The organism is Altererythrobacter aquiaggeris, from assembly GCF_037154015.1.
In the GTDB taxonomy this organism is placed as follows: domain Bacteria; phylum Pseudomonadota; class Alphaproteobacteria; order Sphingomonadales; family Sphingomonadaceae; genus Aestuarierythrobacter; species Aestuarierythrobacter aquiaggeris.
Genome location: NZ_JBANRL010000001.1, coordinates 599,497 through 622,578, shown reverse-complemented (window position 1 = coordinate 622,578; position 23,082 = coordinate 599,497). Strand labels below are relative to the sequence as shown.

The 23,082-nt window shown below is 58.1% G+C and carries 21 protein-coding genes; 14 read left to right on the top strand and 7 right to left on the bottom strand.

The features are described from left to right. Positions 1–7 precede the first annotated feature (7 nt). Complete coding sequence (locus tag WFP06_RS02985) at positions 8–466, top strand: DUF1465 family protein (RefSeq protein ID WP_336985761.1); 459 nt, start codon at positions 8–10, stop codon at positions 464–466. A 2-nt stretch (positions 467–468) separates the two neighbouring features. Here the strand turns inward: WFP06_RS02985 and glpK are convergent, their stop codons facing one another. After that, positions 469–1,941, bottom strand: a complete 1,473-nt coding sequence (gene glpK, locus WFP06_RS02980) for a glycerol kinase GlpK (protein ID WP_336985760.1) — start codon at positions 1,939–1,941, stop codon at positions 469–471. Between the two features lie 101 nt (positions 1,942–2,042). On the opposite strand from glpK, the gene WFP06_RS02975 reads away from it, so the two are divergent. Genes WFP06_RS02975 through WFP06_RS02960 form a run of 4 tightly spaced genes read left to right on the top strand, consistent with a single transcriptional unit; the run spans position 2,043 to position 5,952 of the window. Beyond that, positions 2,043–2,912, top strand: coding sequence for an MBL fold metallo-hydrolase (locus WFP06_RS02975; RefSeq protein WP_336985759.1), 870 nt, complete (start codon positions 2,043–2,045; stop codon positions 2,910–2,912). Further along, positions 2,897–3,598 (top strand): DUF4230 domain-containing protein, encoded by a 702-nt coding sequence (locus tag WFP06_RS02970; RefSeq protein WP_336985758.1) that lies wholly within the window; start codon positions 2,897–2,899, stop codon positions 3,596–3,598. The genes WFP06_RS02975 and WFP06_RS02970 overlap by 16 nt, the downstream gene beginning before the upstream one ends. Beyond that, positions 3,595–4,581 (top strand): quinolinate synthase NadA, encoded by a 987-nt coding sequence (gene nadA, locus WFP06_RS02965; protein ID WP_336985757.1) that lies wholly within the window; start codon positions 3,595–3,597, stop codon positions 4,579–4,581. The genes WFP06_RS02970 and nadA overlap by 4 nt, the downstream gene beginning before the upstream one ends. Positions 4,582–4,626: 45 nt before the next feature. Beyond that, complete coding sequence (locus tag WFP06_RS02960) at positions 4,627–5,952, top strand: DUF2254 domain-containing protein (protein ID WP_336985756.1); 1,326 nt, start codon at positions 4,627–4,629, stop codon at positions 5,950–5,952. Here the strand turns inward: WFP06_RS02960 and WFP06_RS02955 are convergent. After that, positions 5,924–6,865 carry a DMT family transporter gene (locus WFP06_RS02955; protein WP_336985755.1) on the bottom strand — a complete coding sequence of 314 codons (942 nt, stop codon included), beginning with the start codon at positions 6,863–6,865 and terminating at the stop codon, positions 5,924–5,926. The two genes, WFP06_RS02960 and WFP06_RS02955, sit on opposite strands and share 29 nt — an antisense overlap. A 52-nt stretch (positions 6,866–6,917) precedes the next feature. Here WFP06_RS02955 and WFP06_RS02950 point away from each other — a divergent pair, with 52 nt between their 5' ends. Together WFP06_RS02950 and WFP06_RS02945 are read left to right on the top strand one after the other, a co-directional pair. Beyond that, entirely contained in the window at positions 6,918–8,027 is a 1,110-nt protein-coding gene (locus WFP06_RS02950) for an alkene reductase (protein ID WP_336985754.1), read from the top strand. A 9-nt stretch (positions 8,028–8,036) separates the two neighbouring features. Beyond that, entirely contained in the window at positions 8,037–8,951 is a 915-nt protein-coding gene (locus WFP06_RS02945) for an HpcH/HpaI aldolase/citrate lyase family protein (protein ID WP_336985753.1), read from the top strand. A gap of 34 nt (positions 8,952–8,985) precedes the next feature. On the opposite strand, the gene WFP06_RS02940 is transcribed toward WFP06_RS02945, so the two are convergent. Then, positions 8,986–9,297 carry a hypothetical protein gene (locus WFP06_RS02940; RefSeq protein WP_336985752.1) on the bottom strand — a complete coding sequence of 104 codons (312 nt, stop codon included), beginning with the start codon at positions 9,295–9,297 and terminating at the stop codon, positions 8,986–8,988. Positions 9,298–9,300: 3 nt separating this feature from the next. After that, the gene (gene lipB, locus WFP06_RS02935) at positions 9,301–9,972 is read right to left on the bottom strand and encodes a lipoyl(octanoyl) transferase LipB (RefSeq protein ID WP_336985751.1); all 672 of its coding nucleotides are present in this window, start codon (positions 9,970–9,972) and stop codon (positions 9,301–9,303) included. A gap of 60 nt (positions 9,973–10,032) precedes the next feature. Here lipB and WFP06_RS02930 point away from each other — a divergent pair, with 60 nt between their 5' ends. Next, on the top strand, positions 10,033–10,890 hold the full coding sequence (locus WFP06_RS02930) for a glycerophosphoryl diester phosphodiesterase membrane domain-containing protein (protein ID WP_336985750.1): 858 nt from the start codon (positions 10,033–10,035) through the stop codon (positions 10,888–10,890). A gap of 50 nt (positions 10,891–10,940) precedes the next feature. On the opposite strand, the gene WFP06_RS02925 is transcribed toward WFP06_RS02930, so the two are convergent. Next, on the bottom strand, positions 10,941–11,576 hold the full coding sequence (locus WFP06_RS02925) for a class I SAM-dependent methyltransferase (protein ID WP_336985749.1): 636 nt from the start codon (positions 11,574–11,576) through the stop codon (positions 10,941–10,943). Between the two features lie 122 nt (positions 11,577–11,698). On the opposite strand from WFP06_RS02925, the gene WFP06_RS02920 reads away from it, so the two are divergent. Next, the gene (locus tag WFP06_RS02920; protein WP_336985748.1) at positions 11,699–13,120 is read left to right on the top strand and encodes an MFS transporter; all 1,422 of its coding nucleotides are present in this window, start codon (positions 11,699–11,701) and stop codon (positions 13,118–13,120) included. Positions 13,121–13,125: 5 nt separating this feature from the next. On the opposite strand, the gene WFP06_RS02915 is transcribed toward WFP06_RS02920, so the two are convergent. Beyond that, positions 13,126–13,470, bottom strand: coding sequence for an arsenate reductase family protein (locus tag WFP06_RS02915; RefSeq protein ID WP_336985747.1), 345 nt, complete (start codon positions 13,468–13,470; stop codon positions 13,126–13,128). A gap of 231 nt (positions 13,471–13,701) precedes the next feature. On the opposite strand from WFP06_RS02915, the gene WFP06_RS02910 reads away from it, so the two are divergent. Then, positions 13,702–15,810, top strand: coding sequence for a TonB-dependent receptor (locus tag WFP06_RS02910; RefSeq protein ID WP_336985746.1), 2,109 nt, complete (start codon positions 13,702–13,704; stop codon positions 15,808–15,810). Here WFP06_RS02910 and WFP06_RS02905 read toward each other — a convergent pair whose 3' ends face one another. After that, the gene (locus WFP06_RS02905; RefSeq protein ID WP_336985745.1) at positions 15,811–16,365 is read right to left on the bottom strand and encodes a (2Fe-2S)-binding protein; all 555 of its coding nucleotides are present in this window, start codon (positions 16,363–16,365) and stop codon (positions 15,811–15,813) included. 128 nt (positions 16,366–16,493) lie between these two features. On the opposite strand from WFP06_RS02905, the gene WFP06_RS02900 reads away from it, so the two are divergent. The 4 genes from WFP06_RS02900 (at position 16,494) to WFP06_RS02885 (ending at position 22,873) form a co-directional block, all read left to right on the top strand. Beyond that, entirely contained in the window at positions 16,494–17,855 is a 1,362-nt protein-coding gene (locus WFP06_RS02900) for an MATE family efflux transporter (protein WP_336985744.1), read from the top strand. Continuing rightward, the gene (locus tag WFP06_RS02895) at positions 17,852–19,030 is read left to right on the top strand and encodes a BaiN/RdsA family NAD(P)/FAD-dependent oxidoreductase (RefSeq protein ID WP_336985743.1); all 1,179 of its coding nucleotides are present in this window, start codon (positions 17,852–17,854) and stop codon (positions 19,028–19,030) included. The genes WFP06_RS02900 and WFP06_RS02895 overlap by 4 nt, the downstream gene beginning before the upstream one ends. Positions 19,031–19,080: 50 nt before the next feature. Beyond that, a complete protein-coding gene (locus WFP06_RS02890) occupies positions 19,081–20,919 on the top strand; it encodes a DEAD/DEAH box helicase (protein ID WP_336987611.1) in 1,839 nt (612 codons plus the stop codon). Positions 20,920–21,211: 292 nt separating this feature from the next. Then, positions 21,212–22,873: a M10 family metallopeptidase C-terminal domain-containing protein gene (locus tag WFP06_RS02885; RefSeq protein WP_336985742.1), complete on the top strand. Its 1,662-nt coding sequence runs from the start codon at positions 21,212–21,214 to the stop codon at positions 22,871–22,873. Positions 22,874–23,082: the final 209 nt, after the last annotated feature.

Here is a 23,082-nt window from a genome sequence, read left to right as displayed (position 1 = left end):
AGCGTAAATGATTTCACCTACCGACATAAATCCACGGATTGTGGAATTGCTTTACAGTGAAGCGCTGCTCTTGGCTGACGATGTGCGCGCGTCGTTCCAGTTATCCGGCAACCTGGCTGGAGGCGGCGATTCCGAAGACATGCTCCGTGTGGCGCATTCATGCGAAGGATTGCGGACCACCACCAGAATGATGCACGTACTGGCTTGGCTATTGAACCGGCGGGCATATTTCGCCGGAGATCTTAGCGAGTTTCAGCTTCGCCGTCATGGCAGATTGCCATCGGATAACTCTTCGGAAAACGAACATCTCGTCAGGCTGGCGCCTGAAATTCGCAAGCTGGTCGAAAAGACCGAACGGTTTCACGCCAGAATTGCCAGACTGGACGAAGCTTGGCGCACGAAATTCATCATGGACCCGCCAGCCATTCACCGTCTGCATGAACGGATCGGACATGCTATCGGTTGAATTCAGGCCGCAGCCAACGCCTTGGCCCATCTCGAAAGACGGTCGCGTCTTTCCGGTTCGGGCATAACGGGTTTGAAGGCTTTAACTGCGCCGCGCATTCTGACGGACGCTTCTTCGAGTGAGCTGTAAATTCCCGCGCCGACCCCGGCTAACATTGCCGCACCCAAGGCGGTCGTTTCGACAAAATCGGGACGCTCGACCGGCAGGTTCATGATGTCGGCGATATCCTGCGCCATCCAGTCGTTTGCGCTCATCCCGCCGTCGATCTTCAGGCTGGTCCATGCCGCACCATCCGCATCAAACGCACTTGCAAGATCATGCGTCTGATGCGCCATCGCTTCGAGCGCAGCGCGCGCAATCTGCGCCTTGCCGCTGTTGAAACTGAGCCCCGCGATCACACCGCGCGCCTCTGATCGCCAATGCGGCGCTCCCAAACCGGACAAGGCGGGGACAATCACGACCTCGCCGCTGTTTGTTACCGATCGCGCCAGCTTCTCGGTTTCCGCGGCACTGCCGATTATCCCGAGTGAATCGCGCAGCCACTTCACCAGGCTGCCGGCAACAAAAACCGACCCTTCCAATGCGTAATGGCGCCGCCCGTCCAACTGATAAAGCACCGTACCGAGCAATCGGTGCTTCGAATGCGGGATTTGCGTGCCCTTGTTGGCAAGAACGAAAGCGCCCGTACCAAAGGTCGCTTTGCAATCACCCACCGACAGGCAGCCCTGACCGATAGTGGCGGATTGCTGGTCGCCCGCCAGGCCGGTGATGACGATGGGGGCACCGAACAATTCGCTATCGGTCGATCCGAAGTCACCGCAATTATCGACTATTTCCGGCAAAGCGGCGCGCGGCACTCCCAAAATATCACAGAGCGGCTTGCTCCAGTCTGCCTCATCAAGCGAAAGCAGCAGCGTGCGGCTAGCGTTGCTGGCATCGGTGATGTGTTTTTTTCCGCCCGTCAGCTTGAATACCAGCCAGCTTTCGACTGTTCCGAATGCCAGATCTCCACTATCCGCAGCCGCGCGAACCGCCGCGTCGTTGTCGAGCATCCAGCGCATTTTTGTGCCGCTGAAATAGGGGTCGAGCCGAAGGCCGGTTTTGCTCTGCACTGCGGCCTCGTGCCCGGCATTTCGTAATTGTTCGCAAAATGGTGCAGTCCGGCGATCCTGCCAGACAATGGCTTTGGTCAGCGGCTGTCCTGTCGTCCGGCTCCATGCCACCACGGTCTCGCGCTGGTTAGTGATTCCTATCGCGGCGATATTTCCGTGGCCTGCGTCCGCAACAATCGATTGGGCGCAAGACAGGGTCGCTGCCCAGATTTCGGCCGCATCATGTTCTACCCAGCCGGGCTTTGGGTAGAATTGCTCCAGCTCAGCCTGCTTTGCGCTATGCAGGCTTCCGTCAAACCCGAACAGCATGGCACGGGTCGAGGTGGTTCCGGCGTCAAGGACGAGGATCAGATCTTTGCTCATCCCGCGACAATGCCGAGGACCGCAGCTTATCGCAAGGTTCAGTGACGCGAGGGCGTGCAGCCTGCCTCGACAAGGCAGCGCATTATCCCCATATCAGGCCTATGAAGGCCCCGCCCCAACCTTGGCCCACAGGTCTGGTCGAAACGCCGGAACCATTGGTCCGCCGCGTACTCGCTCCCAATCCATCGCCCTATACATATACAGGGACTCAGACCTATCTGGTGGGCAATGCTGGAGATGTGGCAGTGATCGATCCGGGACCGGACGACCCCCGGCATATAGACGCAATCGTGTCAGCGGTGGGCAAGTCACGAATTGCCGCGATCTGCTGCACCCATACGCACCGCGATCATTCACCTGCTGCTGCGCCTCTGGCGGCGCGTACAGGCGCACCCGTTGTGGGGTGCGCGCCGCTGGTAATCGCGGACGATGGCCCACGCTCGGATGCGCCTTTTGACGCCACTTACGCCCCGGACCGGGTCCTGCAGGATGGTGAGAGTATGACGGGAACCGGCTGGACACTGACGGCGGTACACACACCCGGACACACATCCAATCATTTGTGTTTTTCGGTCGAGGAAAGCGGGGCGCTGTTCACGGGTGATCATGTGATGGGCTGGTCGACCAGTGTGATCGTTCCGCCCGATGGCGATATGGGGGACTATATGAAGAGCCTCGACAAACTTTACCGCCGCGATGACCGGGTGTATTATCCAGCGCACGGGCCGGCGGTTGCAAATCCACGACAATTGGTGCGCGGCATGATCGGACATCGCCGCCAGCGCGAAAACCAGATTTTGCGGCTTCTGGGCGAAGATGCCCGGGCAATCGCTGCAATGGTGCCCTTGATGTACAAGGGGCTTGATAAAAGGCTGATCCCTGCCGCCGGTATGAGCGTAAAGGCCCATTTGCTGGATTTGGAACGCAGGGGCATAGTCACACGTTCTGGAGAGATATGGCAGACAATCTGAAAGTACACGGCGGCGGCGCGGGTTCGAAACCTGCGGAGCCAACCATTACCCGAGAAAAGTCGCTAGCACGCCTGCAGGGCGTTCCGTGGCTGGTCGTGATCGTGCTGCTCGCCGCCGTAGCGTGGCTGACCTGGCGCGCATTCTTCTATCAGGAAGAAGGTGACCCGGTTGGTAGCGCGATGCTGGCATTCGAAAAGCAGAATTCGCTTACCGTCTTCAGTTCGCGATTTGAAGTGGTGGCCGAAAGCGAGGATGCGCGCGGGGTGATGGGCATCGACATCCTGAAGAGCCGCCAGGCTGCGATAATTCCGGCAACAGTGGAATACCGGCTGGATCTGTCCCGCATCGGCGAGGACCGCCTGAAATGGACCGCCGATACAGAAACGCTCGATGTCACGCTGCCCGTGTTGAAAATTTCGAAGCCCAACCTCGATGAAGCGCAGTCAAAGGTCTATACCGAGGGCACATATGTGACGCGCGATGCCTCTACTGATCTAAGCCGCAACAATTCGCTCCAAGCCGAAAGCAAGGCTGCCGAATTTGCCAAGAACCCCGAGGTTCTGGCGCTGGCACGTGCGGCAGCGAAAGATGCTATCCGGCAAAATCTTGCTATACCTTTGCAAATCGCCGGATATGGCGATGTTACCGTGAATGTCCGCTTTGATGGCGAGAGAGAATCCGAATGAGTGTTGTAACCAGATTTCCCGCCGGCACCGATTTGCGCGCCGAGATCGACCGCCTTCGCAAGGAGCGCAATGCGGTAATTCTGGCGCATTATTATCAAAAGCCCGAAATTCAGGACATTGCCGATTACGTGGGCGACAGCCTGCAATTGAGCCAGATGGCAGCCGCAACCGATGCCGACGTCATTGCGTTTTGCGGCGTGAAATTCATGGCCGACACCGCTAAAATACTCAGCCCGGAAAAAATCGTGGTGTTGCCGGATATGGATGCCGGCTGCAGCCTTGAAGACAGTTGCCCGCCGGACAAATTCCGCGCCTTCCGCGAGGCTCAGCCCGATCATATTGCGCTCACGTATATCAATTGCTCCACCGAGGTGAAAGCTCTGAGCGACGTCATCGTGACCAGCTCCAGCGCGGAAACAATCCTTCAGCAAATTCCGGAAAGCCAACCGATCATTTTTGGCCCGGACCGGCATCTTGGTGGGTATCTCAATCGCAAGTTCAACCGCGATATGCTGCTGTGGCCTGGCGTTTGTATCGTCCATGAGGCTTTCAGCGAAACCGAGCTGATCAAACTGAAGCAGCAGCATCCCGAGGCGCCGGTTGCGGCGCATCCCGAATGTCCTGCCAATATTGTAGATCATGCGGATTTTGTCGGTTCGACCAGCGGCATTCTCAAATTTGCACAAGACTTCCCCGGTGACACATTAATCGTCGCGACGGAGCCGCACATCATCCACCAGATGGAGAAGGCACTGCCAAACAAAAACTTTATCGGTGCACCTGGTGCCGATGGCAACTGCAACTGCAATATTTGCCCGTATATGGCGCTCAATACGATGGAAAAACTCTACACCGCCTTGCGCGATCTGGAGCCGCGTATCGAAATCGAGGAAAGCCTGCGTCTCAGAGCCAAAAAGAGCCTCGACAAGATGCTGGAAATGGCTGGCGGAACCGTTGGTCAGGGTGATCTTGGAAGGGCTTGAGGTGCGGCAACGGGAAACATTGGCCATCGCGCGCGACAGGTTTTCATGACCGCACATATCGATTGGCTATGGGCCAAACTGAATTCCAATTACTGGTTCTACCCAGCGTTGTTTTCGGCCATTGCCGCCGCCCTCGCATTATGGATGGTCTGGCTCGACCGTAACGGCTTTGCGGAATTCCTGAACGATGTCGCATGGCTCATCCCGGCGCGCCCCAGCGGGGCCAGCAACCTCCTGACAGTGATTGCCGGATCGATGATCGGAGTTGCTTCTACGGTTTTTTCCATCACGATCGCCGCAGTCGCTTATGCAAGCGGGACTTATGGCCCCAGGCTATTGACCAATTTCATGCAGGATAAAGGCAACCAGTTCAGCCTGGCGACCTTCATCGGCACCTTTGTTTATGCGCTGGTGGTTTTACGCAGCGTGCGTGCAGAGGATGAAGTTGCGGCCAGCGCGGCTGATGCAGCGGCGACGACGCTGCCGGGATTTGTTCCGCAGCTCTCGCTTCTTGTGGGCATGGGCCTGATGGCGCTGTCGGTCGCTGTGTTGGTATTTTTCCTCAATCATATTCCCGCCAGCATCCGGATCAACACAGTGCTGGAAGGGATTGGACGCCGGCTGATCGAAGATATCGGCGAAATCTATCCGCACCCCAACAAGGGCGCCGAACCCGAAACCCCGCCGACCGGGCAGCCGGTGCTCGCGGTTGAAAGCGGTTATATCCAGATTATCGATTTCAAGGGTCTGGCTGACCGTGCGCGAACTGCCGAGACCCGGATTGCTCTGGGAGTACGAACGGGCGATTTCGTACATCCCGGCATGGCCTTGGCCCAACTGTGCGAGGGTGAAATCACCGACGATCTGGCTGAAGCAATCCGTTCCGAGCTCACCTTGGGCGCAACGCGGACACCCGAACAGGATCCGCAATTCCTGATCGACGAGCTGGTCGAGATTGCCCTTCGCGCTTTATCGCCGGGGATCAATGATCCGTTCACGGCAATTACCGCCATGCACTGGCTTGGCTCGGCAACCGCCTACCTCGGCACAAAGGATTTGCGCAAACACGTGCCCGGTGCGGACGCGGACGAATTGTCGCCAGTCGTTCCCCTACCTGATGATTTTGAACATTATCTGGCTCGCGGCTTTGGCAATATCCGCACTGCGGTAGCGACCAGCCCGAATGCGGCGCTGGTTATGCTTGATACGTTGCGCAACGCTGCGGCCCCGATCAATGACGAGTCGCGCTCCATCCTGCTGGCCCGCGAGGGGGAACAACTTATCAAGCAGGTCCGCGAACATTTGTCCGGCCCGGATCTGGAAATGGTCGAAGCGCGCTATCTCAGCTTTGTCCAGGCGATGCCGGGCTGATTACAGTGCCCGGCTTGCTTCGCGCAATCGCCAATGCGGCGGCAACCAGTGCCATCCCCATGATGTCCAATGGCCCCAGCACCTCGCCGAAGCGAAGCCAGCCCACCAATGCGGCGATGGCGGGCTGCGTTAACAAGGCCATCCCTATGATCAGCGGCGGAAAATGACCTAGCGACCACACCAAAAGCCCCTGACCGATTATCTGACTGGTCAAAGCCAGCACAATAACCGGCCACCACACCGTCGGCATCACCGGTTCACCCAGAAATATTGCCATTGCCAGCAATATCGGCGCGCCAATAAAACTCGACCAGCTTAGCAGGGTCCAATTGCCCATTTTCGACCGGGCGCCTTGCAAAAGCAGGATATAGAACGTGTACAGAAATCCGGCGAGAATGCAGAACAGGTCGCCAATCAGATAGGCCGGATCGATATCGAGACTGCGCCCCAATAGTATTGCAGCCCCGGCGATTGCCGCGCCGACCGCGATGAATTCCGCCAGGGTTGGCCGACGCCGGAGGACGATCAGTCCCCAGGCCATAATCAGCAAACTACCCGAATTACCGAACAAGGTTGCATTTCCCAGCCGCGTTTGTTCGATCCCGATATGCCAACTGCCGATATCCAGCGCGAAGAACGCACCGGCGCCGAAGGTGATTGCCCAAAACGCTTTCGGTATCCGGATCGAACCGCCCTGTTCCCTGCGGGCCAGCAGAAACAGGAATGGAATTGCCAGCGCCAGCCGCCAGAACCCCGCCGATACCGGACCGGTATCTGCCAGCCGGACAAACCATGGGCCCAATGCCAAAGCTGCATTTCCGCCAAGCAGCGCGGCAAGCGCCATCCATTGTGGAGCATTACGCACAACGGATTGTTGGCCGCCTTCAAGTTTTGGCCCGGTTGCTTTCGCCATGCACCGTCATTAGCTCGGACTGCACAAATGCCAATCTCCGAAAGGGCCAACTTTGCACGATTCACTTTTCCAGCCGCTCGAACTCGGCGCAATCACAGCACCCAACCGCATCCTGATGGCGCCGCTTACGCGCGGCCGTGCGGATGACGGCTTCGTGCCAAATGCCATGATGGCCGAATATTACGCCCAGCGGGCAAGCGCCGGACTGATTATCAGCGAGGCGACAGGCATTAGCAAAGAAGGCCTGGGCTGGCCATCAGCCCCAGGGATCTGGAACGAAGCGCAGGTGCAGGGTTGGAAGGGTGTCACCAAGGCTGTGCATGACGCAGGTGGCCGGATTATCCTGCAAATGTGGCATATGGGCCGGATCGTGCATCCTGTTTTTCTGGACGGTGAACCGGGTGTTTCAGCATCCGCAACGACTGCGCCGGGCCATGCCCACACACCGCAAGGGCGCCAGGACCATCAGCAGGCGCGCGCGCTGACGGTCGCTGATATTGCCAGGGTCGTGCAGGATTACCGCACAGCAGCGATCAACGCCAAAACCGCCGGATTCGACGGCGTCCAGTTGCACGGCGCCAATGGTTATCTGGTTGACCAGTTTCTGCGCAGCACGACCAATTTGCGGACCGATGAATATGGTGGCAGTGCCGAAAACCGCACCCGTTTTCTCGATGAAGTCCTGACAGAGTTGGTCGACGTTTGGGGCGCGGACCGGGTTTCGCTACGATTGTCACCCAATGGAGACACGCAGGGGGCAGACGATCCAAACCCGGCAGAGATCTTCGGCGAAGCTGCAAAAGTGGCTGAGAAGCACAAGATCGGCTTCCTTGAATTGCGCCAACCCGGTCCCGACGGAACGTTCGGGGCCACTGACGTGCCGCAGCAGGATGAACATATCCGTTCGATCTATTCGGGTCCGCTGGTCCTGAACAGTGATTACGGGGCCGAAGACGCGGCAGGCGATGTCAAAAATGGCCGGTGCGATGCCGTATCGTTTGGCCGGCCGTTTATTTCAAACCCCGATCTCCCTCGGCGGATTGCAGTCGGGGCAGAATTTGCACCCAATGTTAACGTCCCGCAGACATGGTATTTCCCGGGACCAGCCGGTTATATCGACTACCCGACTTTGGAACAGGAGGAAGCGGTTACGGCCGCTTGATGCCAGCCTATGCGTTCTTGGTTACAGGTGTCTGCGGATGATGAGGACCGCCTTGCGCAAATTGCGGGGCTGGCGACCGATGCTGTTATCCTCGACCTCGCGGGGATTTTGCCCGACACCCGGTCGCGGGCAAGGGCGCGGGCACGCGAATGGCTGGAAGCGCACCGCACACAGGTCATCGCGCAGCAGCAGCAATCACGCTGGGTGCAGATAAGTCCGCTTGGATCACGCTGGTGGCGCGATGATCTGCAGGCGGTCCTTCATTCCGCCCCCGATGGTATCGTGTTGCCGCGGTGTTCTGCGCCGGACCAGTTGCAGGCGCTGACTGCGGAACTGTACGAAAACGAGCAGCGTGAGGGGCTATCCCATAATGCCGTGCGGATTTTGCCATTGCTTGGCTCCACAGCCGCCAGCGCTTTTACGACGGCGGAGTTTGCAACGGGGGCCAACCCTCGCCTGGCGGGCTTCGGGTGGAATGCTGCGAGTTTGGCCAAATCGCTTGGTGCGACGCGCGTTACGGACGAAACCGGTAGCCTGGCGACACCGCTGCGTCTGGTGAGGGCTCAAGTGCTGATGGCTGCGAGGGCAAGAGGTGTCATGCCTATAGAAAGCCCTCTGGCGCAGGATGCCGGTGAGGAAACATTTGCCGCGCAAGCACAGGCAGCGAGGCAGGACGGGTTTGAAGGCATGATTGCCACACATCCCGATCAGATACCGATCCTGAACGAGATTTTTTCGGTCACAGAGCACGAACGCGGCGAAGCGCGTTCGATTGTGGCGGCGTTCAGCGAAAATTCGGGAGGCGAGACTGCAGAAGTTAGCGGCCGGATAATAGATCGAAGCGATCTGGCCAGAGCAGAACGCATCATGCAGCGATCTGGCCCGCCAGGGGGCCGCACAGGCACCAGCCATCGCCTTATGTAGTGTCAGATTTCGCGCCTTGACCGGTGACTGGTTGCTATTCGGCGTCACCTTCTTCACCACCGGTAGCATCTTCCGCGCTGCCGCTCGCACCGGTTGCACCGGTTGCACCATCGCCGGAAGTTTCCGCTTCGTCATTTGGATCTTCGTCTGCAGCGGTTGCCACCGGCTCAACCGCAGGAGCACGCGACTTGAGCGAACCCAGCGGCAACATGTCATCGCTGATTGTGCCGCCTTCGACTTTGCCCGATGCGGTCCCGCCTTCTGCAGCCCCCGCGCCCGGATCGTCTCCGCAAGCAGACAACAAAATCACCGGCAAGGCGGCGACACATAATTTATTCCGCATCATGATCTATCCTGCTTCAAGCGATGAACCTTCCAGCGCCTTGAGGAAATGCGGGGCGTTTGCAAGCAATGCTTCGTCCCACGCCTCCGGCCCGACATCGATGCCCAGTCTGGCGAGGCTGGTAACCCCGTATTGCGCAATACCGCAGGGGACAATCCCCCCGAAGTGCGACAAATCCGGTGCCAGATTCACGGAAAACCCGTGCATGGTCACCCATCGGCGGACCCGCACACCGATTGCGCCCACTTTGGCTTCGCTGCCGTCCGCATCGCGGGTCCATATCCCCACCCTGCCCGCTGCGCGCCAGCTATCGACACTGAAGCTGGCCAGGGTATCGATTACCCATCCCTCGAGCGCATGAACGAAACCGCGTACGTCTTTCGAGCGGCGGGACAAATCAAGTAACACATAGCCGATGCGCTGTCCGGGCCCGTGATAGGTATAGCGCCCGCCGCGCCCCGTCTCGACCACTTCGAACCGGGGATCGAGCAGTTCGCCCGGTGCTGCACTGGTGCCTGCCGTGTAAACCGGTGGATGTTCAAGCAACCACAACAACTCGCGCGCCTCGCCGGTGTGGATGGCGGCGTTGCGCGCAATCATCTCGTCCAATGTGCGGCGATAGTCCATCGGCCGGCTTTCGCGCCGGATTTCGATGTCACTTGCCAAATCCATATCCATTGCGATTGCCTGCCCGCGCAATGCTGGCTAATCAAGTCACTAAGCAATCGGAGGGGCAATATGAATTTCGACATGGGCCGGACATGGCAAGAGGCGGTTTCGCTGGTGAAGGCGAATTTCCAGCTGCTCGCACTGCTTGCCGGTGTGTTCATGATCATCCCGGGGGTGATCTTCATGTCAACGACACCGGGGTTGAGCGAACTGATGGTACCGGGCACTGATCCGGAGCAGATGGCTGCTATGTTCGAAGGTATGGCGGGGACATTTATCGGTGTCGGCCTGATTGCATTTTTGGCGCAATCGGTGGGTTATATGGCGATGATTGCGCTGATGGGCCGTCATCGGCCGACGGTTGGCGAGGCAATCGGGGCAGGCGTAAAGTCACTGCTGCCCCTCATCGCAGCGTTTCTGGTTTTTGTTATCGTCTATCTTGTCGTCTCGCTGTTGGTCATGCTTGTCCTGGGCGGAACATTGGCCGCGCTCGGCGCTGCAGGTGGCGGAGTGACTGGCGGTGTAGGGTTTTTCGCAATCATCGTGGTTTTCGCGATATTTTTCCTGATCGTATTCGTCATGACACGCCTCTCGCTGACAATGCCGATCATTGTGCTTGAAAACACCATGAATCCCTTCACCGCATTATCGGAATCCTGGAAACGGACACGGGCGAACAAGTGGGCGATTTTCGGGTTTTATATGCTTATCGTCATCGCCTATCTGGTGCTTTCGATGGTTATCATGATGCTTGTCGGGGCCATATTCGCGGTAATGCCGGCCGGCAGCACTGCTACCTTCGGACTTGCGCTGGCCAACAGCATAATCGGTGCAATTGTAGCGATGCTTTTCAGCGGAATTCTGGTTTCGATGCACCGCCAGGTTTCGGGCGAAACAGCGGCAGAGATCAGCGAAACTTTCGAATAGGCTCAGGTTTGATGGTTCAGGCGCGGCAGTTGATCAGGCGGGGCAGTCGATCAGGCAGCGCCGTCTTTCCAGCCCCAGAACAATTGGCACGGAAGAATATTCAGAACCTCGAAACCGGACTCGATATGCGTGAAATGCCGCGCCATGAAATCACGCGCCCTGGCCGAAAACTGATAAACCAGAAACGCGCCGCCGGGTCGCAGTATAGTGTAAGTCGCCTCCGCAATTGCGGGGCCTACACCGTCCGGCAGGGTTGAGAACGGCAAGCCTGACAAGACATAATCCGCATAATCGTGACCATGATCACGGACAATTTTTTCAACATCTGCGGCAGAGCCTAAAACCGCTGTGAACCGACTGTCGCTGATGGTCCGGCGGAGGTAATCGATATAGAGCGGGTTGGTATCGATCACGATCAGAGCGCCATCGTGCGGCAGCCGTTCAAGCACCGGGCGGCAGAAGGTGCCCACGCCGGGGCCGTATTCGACAAATAATTTGCATTCGCGCCATTTGACCGGCGCCAGCATCTTCCGGATTGTGAAGCGTGACGACGGAATGATCGACCCGACCATTTTGGGTTGTTCGAGAAATCCTTCGAAGAAGACGCCAAAAGGCCCCAGCGCCTCCAAAACGCGCTGACGAAAGGTTCCGGTTCTGACCGGTTTGGTCGTGTCTGTTGCATTCATGTCAATATTTATGCGCCCTGGCGTCGCATTCCGAAAAACCGGTCACGACTTGGAAGCGCAGCCGTTCGCAAATATGGCTGACCATTGCAACCGTCAGCAGCGCCGCGTAGCGCATTTCGCCTATGGCTAATACGACCCCGTCCGCCCAAGTCGGCACCAGTCCGTCGCCGCCGCCGCCCGGCGGACCCAAACCGATTTCGCGCGAGCGCATGGTGCTGCTGTTTATGGTTATGCTGGTTACAGCCGCCGGTAACACCGCGATGCAATCGGTGATGCCGTCAATCGGTACAGCGTTGCAAGTGGACGATGTCTGGATTTCGCTCGCCTATACGTGGTCGGCACTGCTGTGGGTGATTATGGCGCCGATCTGGGCCAAACGGAGCGACAGGCGCGGCCGTAAATCCATGATGGCGCTGGGCCTGATCGGGTTCATCATCTCACTCGCGCTGTGCGGCTTCCTGTTGTGGCTCGGGCTTTCCGGTTACCTGTCCGTGACCGCAACGTTGCTGTTGTTCGCAGCGGCGCGCAGCCTTTACGGTGGGTTCGGGTCTGCTGCCCCGCCCGCTGTTCAGGCTTATGTCGCAAGCCGTACGCCGCGCTCGCAAAGAACGCAGGCGATGGCCCTGATTGCTTCCAGCTTTGGTCTGGGGACAGTAATCGGTCCTGCACTTGCGCCGCTGCTGGTCTTTCGCCCGATGGGTCTGGTAGGGCCGTTCATAATTTTTGCCTTGTTCGGGGCATTGGTTCTGGCTGCGCTCAGGCTTCGGCTGCCAGATGACACACCCACCTATGCCGCGCGGGGCGACATTGTGGCGGCGCCTTTCAGCGCAAGCTCGAATTCACGCAGCAGCGACAGCGGCGAAAGCTACAGTAGCGATACTGATGATGACGAGCCCACTCTTGAACGTCCCGCACCAGACGACGGAGCTTTGCCAGGCGATATTCCCAATCTGTCATGGCGTGACAAAAGGCTCCGCCCTTGGCTGATTTCGGGATTGCTGGGCGGTCATGCGCAGGCGATGGTTCTGGGTATTTCCGGTTTCCTCGTGCTCGACAGACTTGGGTTGCGCAGCGATCCTGACGCGGGGACGGGGCCAATAGGTTTGGTGCTGATGTCCGGCGCACTGGCAACTCTGATGGCCCAATGGGGAATGATACCCGTCATGAAATTGGGGCCGCGTTCATCGGTGCTCTGGGGCATGGCAATGTCGATGGTTGGTGTATTCATGCTGGCAACCGCAGCAGAACTGCACACGATCACTTTGGGTTTTGCGATCGCATCGATGGGGTTCGGACTTTACCGGCCAGGCTTTACGGCAGGGTCGTCGCTTGCCGTGACCCGCGCAGAGCAGGGTCAGATTGGCGGGATTGTGGCGTCTTTGAACGGTGCAGCTTACATCGTGGCACCCGCGTTGGGGGTATGGCTATACGGCCATGATCCCATAGTCGGCTTTGGCATAATCATCGGACTCTGCGCGCTGGTGTTCATCCTTGGCTGGAACGGTATGGACCGTGATTCTGCGCTGGAGACAAGCCGGGATTAGCGTGATCACATTATCTGCTGGATCAGTTCGGGTGGCCGGCACAGGCGAACGCCTTTTTCGGTTTCGACCAGAGGCCGCTCGATCAGCTTGGGATCGGCCGCCATCGCAGCGATGATCACGGCGTCGTCAGCATCGGTCAGGCCGCTTTCCTTCGCCCTGGTGCCTGCCAGCCTCAGGCCGCCGGCTGGTGACATACCGGAATCGCGGTATAGCTGGATCAGCTTTTCGGCAGTGGGCGGCTGTTTCAGGTAATGGACGACGGTCAAGTCAATATCCGGCCTCGCCTCGAGAGTGGTCAAGGCCTGCCTCGACTTGCTGCAGTTGGGATTGTGCCAGATCGTAGCTTTCATTTTCTGTCCTATACCGACCTTGCCGGTCTGCGTGCGGCGTGTTTGCGGCCTGTTTGCGGCCTGTTTGCGGGCGGCGTGGTTGCGGGTGTTCCGATGGCGACCGACCTATTTTGGCTAACCAGTGATTGTCTAACCTCGGCTCGCCGCATTTCCAACCTTTCGTGTTGCAATTGCGAATACTTCGCAATAGCAGGCGCTGACTGTTGATAACGACTCGCAACTGGGATTTTCATGCTTTCAAATAAACTTCACCGCAGTGCCCTGCTCGTCAGTGCAAGTCTGCTCTATGCCGTCCCTGCGTTGGCAGCGGATGCCGCGCCTGTTGTTGGCGAAGGGGACCGGGACTATCTCGGCGAAAGTATTGTGGTTGTGGGCCGGATCGACGGCTATACAATTGAAGACGGTTCATCGGGCACCAAAACGCCGACTCCGCTCATCGACGTTCCTCAATCCATTTCGGTTATTACGCAGGATCAACTGCACGACCAGGGCGTCACCCAGTTGAACGATGCATTGAGATATGTTCCCGGTATCAGTCTGGAAACCGGCGAGGGTCACCGCGACGAAGTGTTTATTCGCGGACAGGAAACTACCGCCGATTTCTATCTGGATGGCCTGCGTGATGATGCGCAATATTACCGGTCGCTTTATAATATTGAGCGGATCGAAATCCTGAAAGGGCCCAATGCGCTGATTTTTGGTCGCGGCGGCGGCGGCGGAGCGATTAACCGGGTGAGCAAAATTGCCAAGATCGGTGATACAATCGCGGATCTTTCCGCCTCGGTTGACACATTTGGCGCTTTCGATCTGGCCGCAGATCTCAATGCGCCTATCGGGACCAATGTGGCTGCGCGCGTCAACGCCGCATACGAGGAATTTGACAACCATCGCGATTTTTATTCCGGACGTTTTTTCGGCATCAGTCCCACTTTGGCTTTCGACCTCAGTCCGGATACCCGGCTTATCGCAACCTATTCCTATGACGATGACAGCCGGGTTACCGATCGCGGCGTTCCATCGCTCGATGGCCGTCCGCTGGAAGGGTTTGACGAAACATTTTTCGGCGATCAGGATTTCAACACCGCCAGTGCCAAGGTCCATATAGCGCGCGCGCGGATCGAACACCGTTTCAACGATGCTGTCAGCATCAATCTGACCGGACAATACGCGGATTACGACAAGGTTTACGCCAACATCCTGCCGCGCGGAACTGATGGCACGACAGTCGAACTGTCCGGCTACCGCGATTTCACCCGGCGCGAGAATACGATCGGGCAAGCAAATCTCGTCTGGAGCGAAACGTCCGGCAATGTCCGGCACACATTTATGGCCGGTATCGAAGCATCCTCGCAGGAAACCTTCAACGGGAGGTCAAATGCCGTGTTTGGCGGGACCTCCACCCGCGTCACCGCGGCATTGGACGATGTGATTTTTGTCCCGCCTATTTCGTTGTCCGCACCGGTGCGTGACACCCGGTCCCGGCTGTCCACGACATCGGTATATTTTCAGGAACAGCTAGAATTCGGCGACAAGCTGGAGCTGATCGGCGGGGTCAGATATGACAGGTTTGACCTGGAAACCCGCAATTTCATCAACAATGCAGACGCCGCACGAGACGACGGCATCTGGAGCCCCCGTTTCGGCGCGGTCTTCAAACCTTCGGTAAACTTTTCGATCTATGGCAGCTTCGCCACCAGTTTCCTGCCGCAGTCAGGGGATCAATTCCTGGTTTTGAGCAATACCGCGCGGGACCTTGCACCTGAAAAATTCGAAACGCTCGAAGCCGGCGTCAAATGGGCGATCAAGCCAGACCTGTTGTTCACAGCGTCGGTTTTCCAGTTGGATCGCAGCAATACCACTGCCAGTGATCCCAATAACACCGGCCTGACATTGCTGACCGGCGCAAGCCGGACAAAGGGCGCCGAACTGCAGCTTGCGGGACGCGTCACCGAAGCGCTGCAAGTCAATCTGGGTTATGCATATATGGACGGATCGATAACCAGTGACACGGACTTTGCTGCCGCAGGCTCGCGGCTTCAGCAATTGCCCGAACACCAGATCACGGCCTGGGGCCGATATGCGATCACCGACAAATTGGGTGTCGGGGCAGGCGTGGTTTACCAGTCAGAGCAATTCACGTCATTCAGCAACGCCGTCACATTACCCAGCTATGTGCGCGCCGATCTGGCCGCATATTACGAAATATCTGACCGTATCGCAGTCCAATTAAACGTCGAAAATGTGTTCGACACGGATTATTATCCCAGCGCGCATGGTGATGACAACATCCAGCCAGCCGCGCCGCTCAGCGCAAGTGTCGGCTTTCGCATGTCTTTATGATTACTTGGCTTCGATAGCTTCCGGCGGCGCCATGGCCGGTACTGCGCGGGCGGCATCGCGGGCGTCTATGCCCGGGGCAGGAGCAGCACTGATTGTCTCGCTCCGCGCCGCTACCCGGCCGGCACGCTGAATGGCTTCTACCAGCCGCGGATACACGCCGCAGCGGCACAAATTCGGTATGGCCTGCTCGATATCGACTTTCGACGGAGACGAATTTTTCCGCAGTAGCGCGGCGGCAGCTATCACGATGCCGGGTGTGCAAAATCCGCACTGTATCGCCTGTTCTGCGACCAAAGCCTGCTGGACCGGATGCGACCGGTCGAGGCTGAGCCCTTCGATTGTCGTAATGAAACGCCCCTCAGCCTCGCTGACGGTAATCAGACAGCTGCGCAGTGCCTCGCCATCGACAAGCACCATGCAGGAACCGCAGTCGCCGTCGCCGCAACCATATTTCGTACCGGTCAGATTGGCTGCATCGCGCAATGCGTGAAGCAAGGGCGTGTCCGGATCGATGTCAAACCGCACCGGGCGGCGGTTTACTGTCATTCCCGGCATTGCGGGTGCCTTTCCGTCAAGTCGGCTGGCGATATGGACGAGCCTGAGCCCCGCCGCAAGCGCGCTTGCCGGCAGAAGCGCGAGATTTGCTTTGCCCCGCCGTCGTCGCGTCTCTACGCAAACCGGCAATGAGCGACAGCGCAAAGCTAATTCGCGGATCGATCCGCAGCCATCTGATTTCCCAGACATCACCGATGATAATCGGCATTGCAGCGATGATGTCGGTCGGGCTGGTCGATGCGTACTTTATCGGTCAACTTGGAGCCATGCCACTTGCGGCGATTGCATTTATCTTCCCGGTAACCGTCGCGCTCATCAGCCTCGGCGTGGGAATATCGGTCGGGATCAACTCGGTTGTCGCCAGAGCCCTTGGTTCGGGTGATGCGGACGAAGCGGCAAGGCGCGGCAATTTCGGCATTGCGCTGGCCATAGCGATCGGTCTGCTCACCGGGCTCCTGCTGTTTCTGCTGAGCGAACCCTTGTTCCGCCTGATGCAGGCGGACGATGGACTGATGCCGCTGATCCTGACTTATATACGTTCGTTTGCATTTGGTATGCCTTTGTTGTTGGCGATCCAGGGCGTGAACGGCGTGCTGCGGGGTCAGGGCGCAGCAAAGCGGACATCGGCAATTGCGCTGACTTATTCGGTCGCGAACTGGATTCTGGATCCGCTGCTGATCACCGGAGCCTTCGGATTTAATGGGTTCGGAATTGCCGGAGCTGCATATGCATCGGTGCTGGGCTGGGCCTTGGGCTGCGCTGTCGCATTCTATTTGCTTCGCGGAACACAAATCCAGTTCGAACCTGCCAAGTTGAAAGAGGCTGACTGGCTCAAATCCTTGCGCGCGATCGGCCGGGTTGCGGGTCCGGCCGCATTTTCAAATTCGATCAACCCGATGGGCTTGGCCGTTTTGACCGCATTGGTCGCAGCAGAAGGGCAAGCGGCTGTCGCAGGGTTTGGCGCGGGAGGCCGGCTACAAAGCTTTGCTGTCGTGCCGCTGCTTGCATTGTCGGCAGCAATTGGCGGTATTGTTGGCCAGAACTGGGGCGCCGGGGAGTATGGCCGGGCAAGATCCGCTCTGGTGCAGGCAGGGGCCTTCTGTCTTGTCTATGGCCTGGCGGTCGCCTTGCTGTTGTTTACAACAGCAGAATGGTTTGCGGGCTTTTTCTCGGATGATCCAGCAGTAGTGCGCCAATTTGCCCGCTATCTCGAAATCAGCGCATGGGGATATGCCGGATTTGGCGTGCTGATTGTCGTCAACGGCGCGTTCAATGCGGTGGACCGTTCGGTTTTCGCTTTGGGCCAGAGTTTCGCACGGGTGTTCCTGATCATGCTGCCCATCGCATGGATTGGGCGTGCCGCGTGGGGCGCCGATGGCATCTATTCGGCAGAACTTGCTGCAAATGTCGCAGGCGGGATCGTGGCTGCTGCACTCGCCTGGTATCTGTTTGGCAGTAAGCAAAATGTAGCCGCGAAGGTCGCCGCATGAACGCAAGATATGATGCGATTATCTTGGGCGGCGGTGCTGGCGGACTGATGTGCGCAGCGGTTGCAGGGCAGCGTGGCAAGAAAGTTCTGGTGCTGGAGCGGGCGGAAAAGCCCGGCAAGAAAATCCTGATCTCGGGCGGCGGGCGCTGCAATTTCACAAATCTCGATGTCTCGCCTGACCGTTATATTTCTGCCAACCCCCATTTCGCCAAATCGGCGCTGAGCCGGTACACCGCGCAGGATTTCCTCGCGCTGGTCGAAAGTTATGACATAGCATGGCATGAAAAGACGCTGGGCCAGCTTTTCTGTGATGGTTCGTCAAAGCAAATCGTGGACATGTTGCTGGCCGAATGCGCCAAGGGTGATGTTACGATAGCCTGCGACATTGAAATTGACACTGTTATCCAGGCTGATGACGAAACGTTCACCGTCAAGACCGGGGACGAGACATTTACAGCCGGCTCGTTCGTCATTGCGTGCGGCGGACCTTCTATTCCGAAAATGGGAGCAACCGGCTACGCCTACGATCTTGCGCGGCAGTTTGGTCTGAAAGTGGTCGAGCCCCGCCCCGCGCTGGTTCCGCTCACGCTCGGCGGAGACGACGTGCTGTTCCGCGAGCTTTCGGGTGTTGCCACGCAGGTCATAGCAAGCGCCGGCACAACATCGTTCAAAGAGGCTGCTCTGCTGACCCATCGCGGTTTGTCAGGACCGGCGATACTGCAGGTGTCGTCCTATTGGCAGCATGGCGAGGCTGTCCGGCTGAACTTTCTTCCCACGCTGGGCCGCGATTGGCTGCCTGCAATGAAGCGCGACCATCCGCGGGCGACTATTGCCGGGCTGCTGAGGGAATATTTGCCCGACCGTTTGGCAACCACTCTGGCGGAACGGATCGGGCTTGACGGACAGATACAGGGGCTGTCCGATGATGCGCTGAACCATGCAGCCGCACGGCTGGGCAGCTGGAAATTCACCCCGAACGGCACCGAAGGCTTCGCCAAGGCCGAGGTGACGGTAGGCGGAATAAGCACGGCTGAACTTTCATCGAAAACAATGGAAGCCAAACGGGTACAAAACATGTATGTGATCGGCGAAGCCGTCGACGTGACCGGCTGGTTGGGCGGATATAATTTCCAATGGGCCTGGGCCAGTGGCTGGGCCGCCGCACAAAACCTCTGATTTTTCCTCGCCTTATCGCGCCTGCGGTATCGCTGACCCCTGAGAATATGATGACTTTCGAAAATGTACCGCCGATTCTTGGCGAAGCCCTGACCAACCGCGGATATGAAGCGCTGACACCAGTGCAATCTGCCGTGACGAAGGAAGATGCTGCAGGACGCGACCTTGTCGTATCGGCGCAGACCGGTTCGGGCAAGACTGTGGCATTCGGCCTGGCGATGGCTGCAGAACTGCTTAAGGCTGACGGGCAAATGCCGTTTGCTGACAAGCCGCTGGCATTGGTTATCGCACCGACGCGCGAACTTGCGCTGCAAGTCAGCCGCGAACTCACGTGGCTTTATGCCAAGGCGGGTGCACGGATCGCTACCTGCGTTGGCGGGATGGATGCCAGCAAGGAACGCCGCAACCTGCGCCATGGTGCGCATATCGTTGTCGGGACGCCGGGCCGTTTGCGCGACCACCTCGAACGCGGCGCGCTCGAATTGTCCGAACTGAAAGCAGCCGTTCTGGATGAAGCGGACGAAATGCTCGACATGGGCTTCCGCGAGGACCTCGAAGAAATCCTCGACGCCACCGGTGATGTCCGCCGTACATTGCTGTTTTCGGCGACAATGCCCAAATCGATCGTTTCGCTGGCGAAGCGCTATCAGAACAATGCGCTGCGTATTTCCACTGTCGGTGACGACCGCGGGCATGGCGATATTTCCTATCAGGCAGTGACAGTCTCGCCTTCCGAAATCGAAAATGCGGTGGTGAATCTTCTACGGTTTCACGAGGCCGAAACAGCGATGCTGTTCTGCGCGACCCGCGACAATGTGCGCCGCCTTCATGCGACCTTGCAGGAACGCGGCTTTGCTGTCGTCGCCTTGTCGGGCGAACATTCGCAGCAGGAACGCAACCAGGCCATGCAGGCCATGCGCGACCGACGCGCGCGCGTGTGTGTGGCAACCGATGTGGCTGCCCGCGGGATCGACTTGCCCACTCTGAGCCTTGTAATACACGTAGAAGTGCCCCGCGATGCGGAAGCCTTGCAGCACCGTTCGGGCCGGACAGGCCGCGCCGGCAAGAAGGGCACCGCCGTGATCATCGTGCCTTACCCGCGTCGCCGCCGGGTCGAAAGCATGCTGCGCGGGGCAAAGATCAATGCCGACTGGATTGATGCGCCGACACGCGAACAGATCAACGTACAGGATCGTGAGCGGCTGCTGGCGGCCTTGCTTGAACCAGCCGAATTCGAAGACGAGGATCGCAAGCTGGCCGAACGTCTGATGGCCGAGCGTTCGCCCGAAGATATCGCGGCTGCGCTGGTCAGCGCGCACCGCGCCAAAATGCCGCAGCCCGAAGAAATGCTGGCGAACACACCCGAGGCGCGTAGCGATGCGCAAAAAGGCCGCCACCGCCCCGGTTTTGAAGACACCGTCTGGTTCCGTATGGACATTGGCCGAAAACAAAACGCCGATCCGCGCTGGCTGTTGCCGCTGTTATGTCGCCGCGGCCACATCACCCGCAACGAAGTGGGCGCGATCAGGATTGGACAGGCAGAAACTTTTTTCCAGATCCCGCGCAACATTTCCGACAAGTTCGCTGACGCGCTGAAGCGCACTGCAGGCGCGGAAGACGGCGAAGACAGCGTGAATATCGAGCCGTCTGCCGACGGCCCGCGCGTGGAAGCACGCGCCAATCGCAAAGGGAATGGCGGTGCGCATCACCGCAAGGGCAACGGCGGCGGATATCGCGGCGGTCCCGGTGCGGGAGGTCCCGCCGGGGGAGGCCCCCGTGCAGATGGTGGCGGCAAATACAAATCGAAACCAAACCGGAAAAACCCGACCAAGCCGCCCTACAAAGGCAAACCCGGCAGCAAGCCTGCGCGGGGACCAAAACCAAACTGACGGGCACCGCAACTGACGGGCACCGCAGCTAACGGGCAAGCAACCAATCCGAATCGCGCGTCAGACCGCATCAGCCAGACTGTGGCCAGGCGGTTCTGCGGAGATTCGGCATTAAAGTGTCCCTCAACGGCACAATCTTGGAACAAATTCACGGCAAATTAGTTTTTTTGCGCTTTTTGTCGGTCAAGCCCTTGAGATGGGTTAATTTTCCCGTAAGGTCCGCTCATGCACTCATGAATTTGCGCGTAAGAATACGCGAAATCCCGTGCTTGGAACTTTTGGAGAAAAATATATGTCCCGTAAGATTGATGCGCTGCTGGAAGATGACGGGCAGTTTGAAGATCACGCCAAACGCCCGGGTGAACCGGCCGCAAACAACAAGGCTCTTGCTGTCGAGGTTGACGCTGTCAGCGAACCGCTCGGCTTCAACCTTGATGATTTCGCGGGGCTGGGTTTCACCTATCGCGGTAAGGAAATTGCCGATCTGGACCGCGTCGAACAGCAAATTGATTCCGGCCGCGCCCACTCGATTTCCGGAAACAATACGATCACTTTCACCTTCCTGAAAGAAGGCCAGGATCTGATCAGCATTTACAACAATCCGAATTACGGTTTCTCAGCCGGCAACGGCGTTGCCGCATTTACCGAAGCGCAGAAGGCTTACGCGCGCGAATCGATCGGACTGTGGGACGACCTTATCGCGCCGGAATTCCGTGAACAGAACGGGCGCGGTGCTGATATCCAGTTTGCCAACTCGCGCGACCCGGCTCAGGCCTATGCCTATTACCCTAACGAAAAGGGCGGCTATAAGTACCTTGGTGATGTGTTCGTCGCGGATGCCAAGAGCGAGTATGACGGCACGTTCTTTGTCACCCCGACGGGCGGCATCGGTTATGATGGTGACATCGAAGGCCTTATTTATGAAGGTAACTTCACCAATGCCGACCTCAGCTTTGGCGGTTATGGTGCGACCACGATCACGCATGAACTGGGTCACGCGATTGGCCTGAGCCATCCGGGTGCATATAATTTTGGCCCGGGTTTCAGCGTTAATTACGCCAATGGCGCCGAATATGCCCAGGATTCGGAGCAATATTCGATCATGTCCTATTGGGATGCGTCGGAAACGGGTGCGCGTATCGTTGACTGGGGCACGTTCTTCTTCAGCAACCCGCAAACACCTTTGCTGCATGACATCTATGTCGCCCAGCAAAAATACGGCGCTGATCCGACGACGCGTACCGGCGATACGACGTATGGCTTCAACTCGAATGCAGGCCGCGAAGTGTTCGACTTCACGTCGAACGAGCACCCCTATCTGTCGATTTATGATGCCGGCGGGATAGACACTTTGGACTTCTCCGGTTTCGAAGCAAGTGTTGTGATCAACCTCAACGCGGGCGGCTTCTCGTCTGCCGGACAGGGCAACATTACCTCTGAAGACACCGCGATTGGCCGTGAAGCGCGCAACGATGCAATCGAATACACTTATGGCATCGAAAACTTCTACAGCCCGGTCGCTCAGGGCACGATCGATGCGGTCATGGGTAGCTATATGACCGGCAACGCGGCTCGTAATAACGCTGACTGGGGCCACACCGGTGCGCGCACGACACAGTATGACAACATCTCGATCGCCTATGGCACAACAATCGAGAATGCTATTGGCACCGACTATCGTGACCTTATCATCGCCAATGAAGTCGACAACACACTGACCGGCAACGGCGGCGACGATGTCTTCATCTTCCTTCACGGGGGCGACGACACGATCACCGATTTCGAAAGCGGAAGCGATATGATCGACCTTTCGGCATTCGGAATTACGGACGCCGACGTCAGCATCAGTGAAGGTCTGCTTGAAGCAGATTTCAATGCGGACGGCGTTGCCGATCTCAGCATAACTTTCACCAACGGTGCCGAACTTGCGGCAACGGATGTATTCTACGGCTAATCGCCAAAACCAATCCGAACACAGGCAGGGCCGCTTCGACATATGTCGAAGCGGCCCTTTCTTTAGTTGGGGGCGTGCTGTGCTGGCCGTTTTCAATATGGCGCTGATCGCGGGCGCTGGAGCTTGCGGCTCATGGATTGCGGCCTCGCGTGATCAGCAAAGAGGCGGCGCTCCAGCACCACTTCGAGCCGGCATTTGCGCAACAATGC

Excerpts from the sequence above, each read along its gene's own strand:
- WFP06_RS02970 (WP_336985758.1), top strand. The coding sequence starts at position 2,897 with ATGGCAGACAATCTGAAAGTACACGGCGGCGGCGCGGGTTCGAAACCT.
- WFP06_RS02885 (WP_336985742.1), top strand. The coding sequence starts at position 21,212 with ATGTCCCGTAAGATTGATGCGCTGCTGGAAGATGACGGGCAGTTTGAA.
- WFP06_RS02895 (WP_336985743.1), top strand. The coding sequence starts at position 17,852 with ATGAACGCAAGATATGATGCGATTATCTTGGGCGGCGGTGCTGGCGGA.
- WFP06_RS02975 (WP_336985759.1), top strand. The coding sequence starts at position 2,043 with ATGAAGGCCCCGCCCCAACCTTGGCCCACAGGTCTGGTCGAAACGCCG.
- WFP06_RS02905 (WP_336985745.1), bottom strand. The coding sequence starts at position 16,365 with ATGCCGGGAATGACAGTAAACCGCCGCCCGGTGCGGTTTGACATCGAT.
- nadA (WP_336985757.1), top strand. The coding sequence starts at position 3,595 with ATGAGTGTTGTAACCAGATTTCCCGCCGGCACCGATTTGCGCGCCGAG.
- WFP06_RS02920 (WP_336985748.1), top strand. The coding sequence starts at position 11,699 with ATGGCTAATACGACCCCGTCCGCCCAAGTCGGCACCAGTCCGTCGCCG.
- WFP06_RS02985 (WP_336985761.1), top strand. The coding sequence starts at position 8 with ATGATTTCACCTACCGACATAAATCCACGGATTGTGGAATTGCTTTAC.
- WFP06_RS02945 (WP_336985753.1), top strand. The coding sequence starts at position 8,037 with ATGCGTTCTTGGTTACAGGTGTCTGCGGATGATGAGGACCGCCTTGCG.
- glpK (WP_336985760.1), bottom strand. The coding sequence starts at position 1,941 with ATGAGCAAAGATCTGATCCTCGTCCTTGACGCCGGAACCACCTCGACC.
- lipB (WP_336985751.1), bottom strand. The coding sequence starts at position 9,972 with ATGGATATGGATTTGGCAAGTGACATCGAAATCCGGCGCGAAAGCCGG.
- WFP06_RS02915 (WP_336985747.1), bottom strand. The coding sequence starts at position 13,470 with ATGAAAGCTACGATCTGGCACAATCCCAACTGCAGCAAGTCGAGGCAG.
- WFP06_RS02940 (WP_336985752.1), bottom strand. The coding sequence starts at position 9,297 with ATGATGCGGAATAAATTATGTGTCGCCGCCTTGCCGGTGATTTTGTTG.
- WFP06_RS02900 (WP_336985744.1), top strand. The coding sequence starts at position 16,494 with ATGAGCGACAGCGCAAAGCTAATTCGCGGATCGATCCGCAGCCATCTG.
- WFP06_RS02910 (WP_336985746.1), top strand. The coding sequence starts at position 13,702 with ATGCTTTCAAATAAACTTCACCGCAGTGCCCTGCTCGTCAGTGCAAGT.
- WFP06_RS02890 (WP_336987611.1), top strand. The coding sequence starts at position 19,081 with ATGACTTTCGAAAATGTACCGCCGATTCTTGGCGAAGCCCTGACCAAC.
- WFP06_RS02930 (WP_336985750.1), top strand. The coding sequence starts at position 10,033 with ATGAATTTCGACATGGGCCGGACATGGCAAGAGGCGGTTTCGCTGGTG.
- WFP06_RS02925 (WP_336985749.1), bottom strand. The coding sequence starts at position 11,576 with ATGAATGCAACAGACACGACCAAACCGGTCAGAACCGGAACCTTTCGT.
- WFP06_RS02955 (WP_336985755.1), bottom strand. The coding sequence starts at position 6,865 with ATGGCGAAAGCAACCGGGCCAAAACTTGAAGGCGGCCAACAATCCGTT.
- WFP06_RS02960 (WP_336985756.1), top strand. The coding sequence starts at position 4,627 with ATGACCGCACATATCGATTGGCTATGGGCCAAACTGAATTCCAATTAC.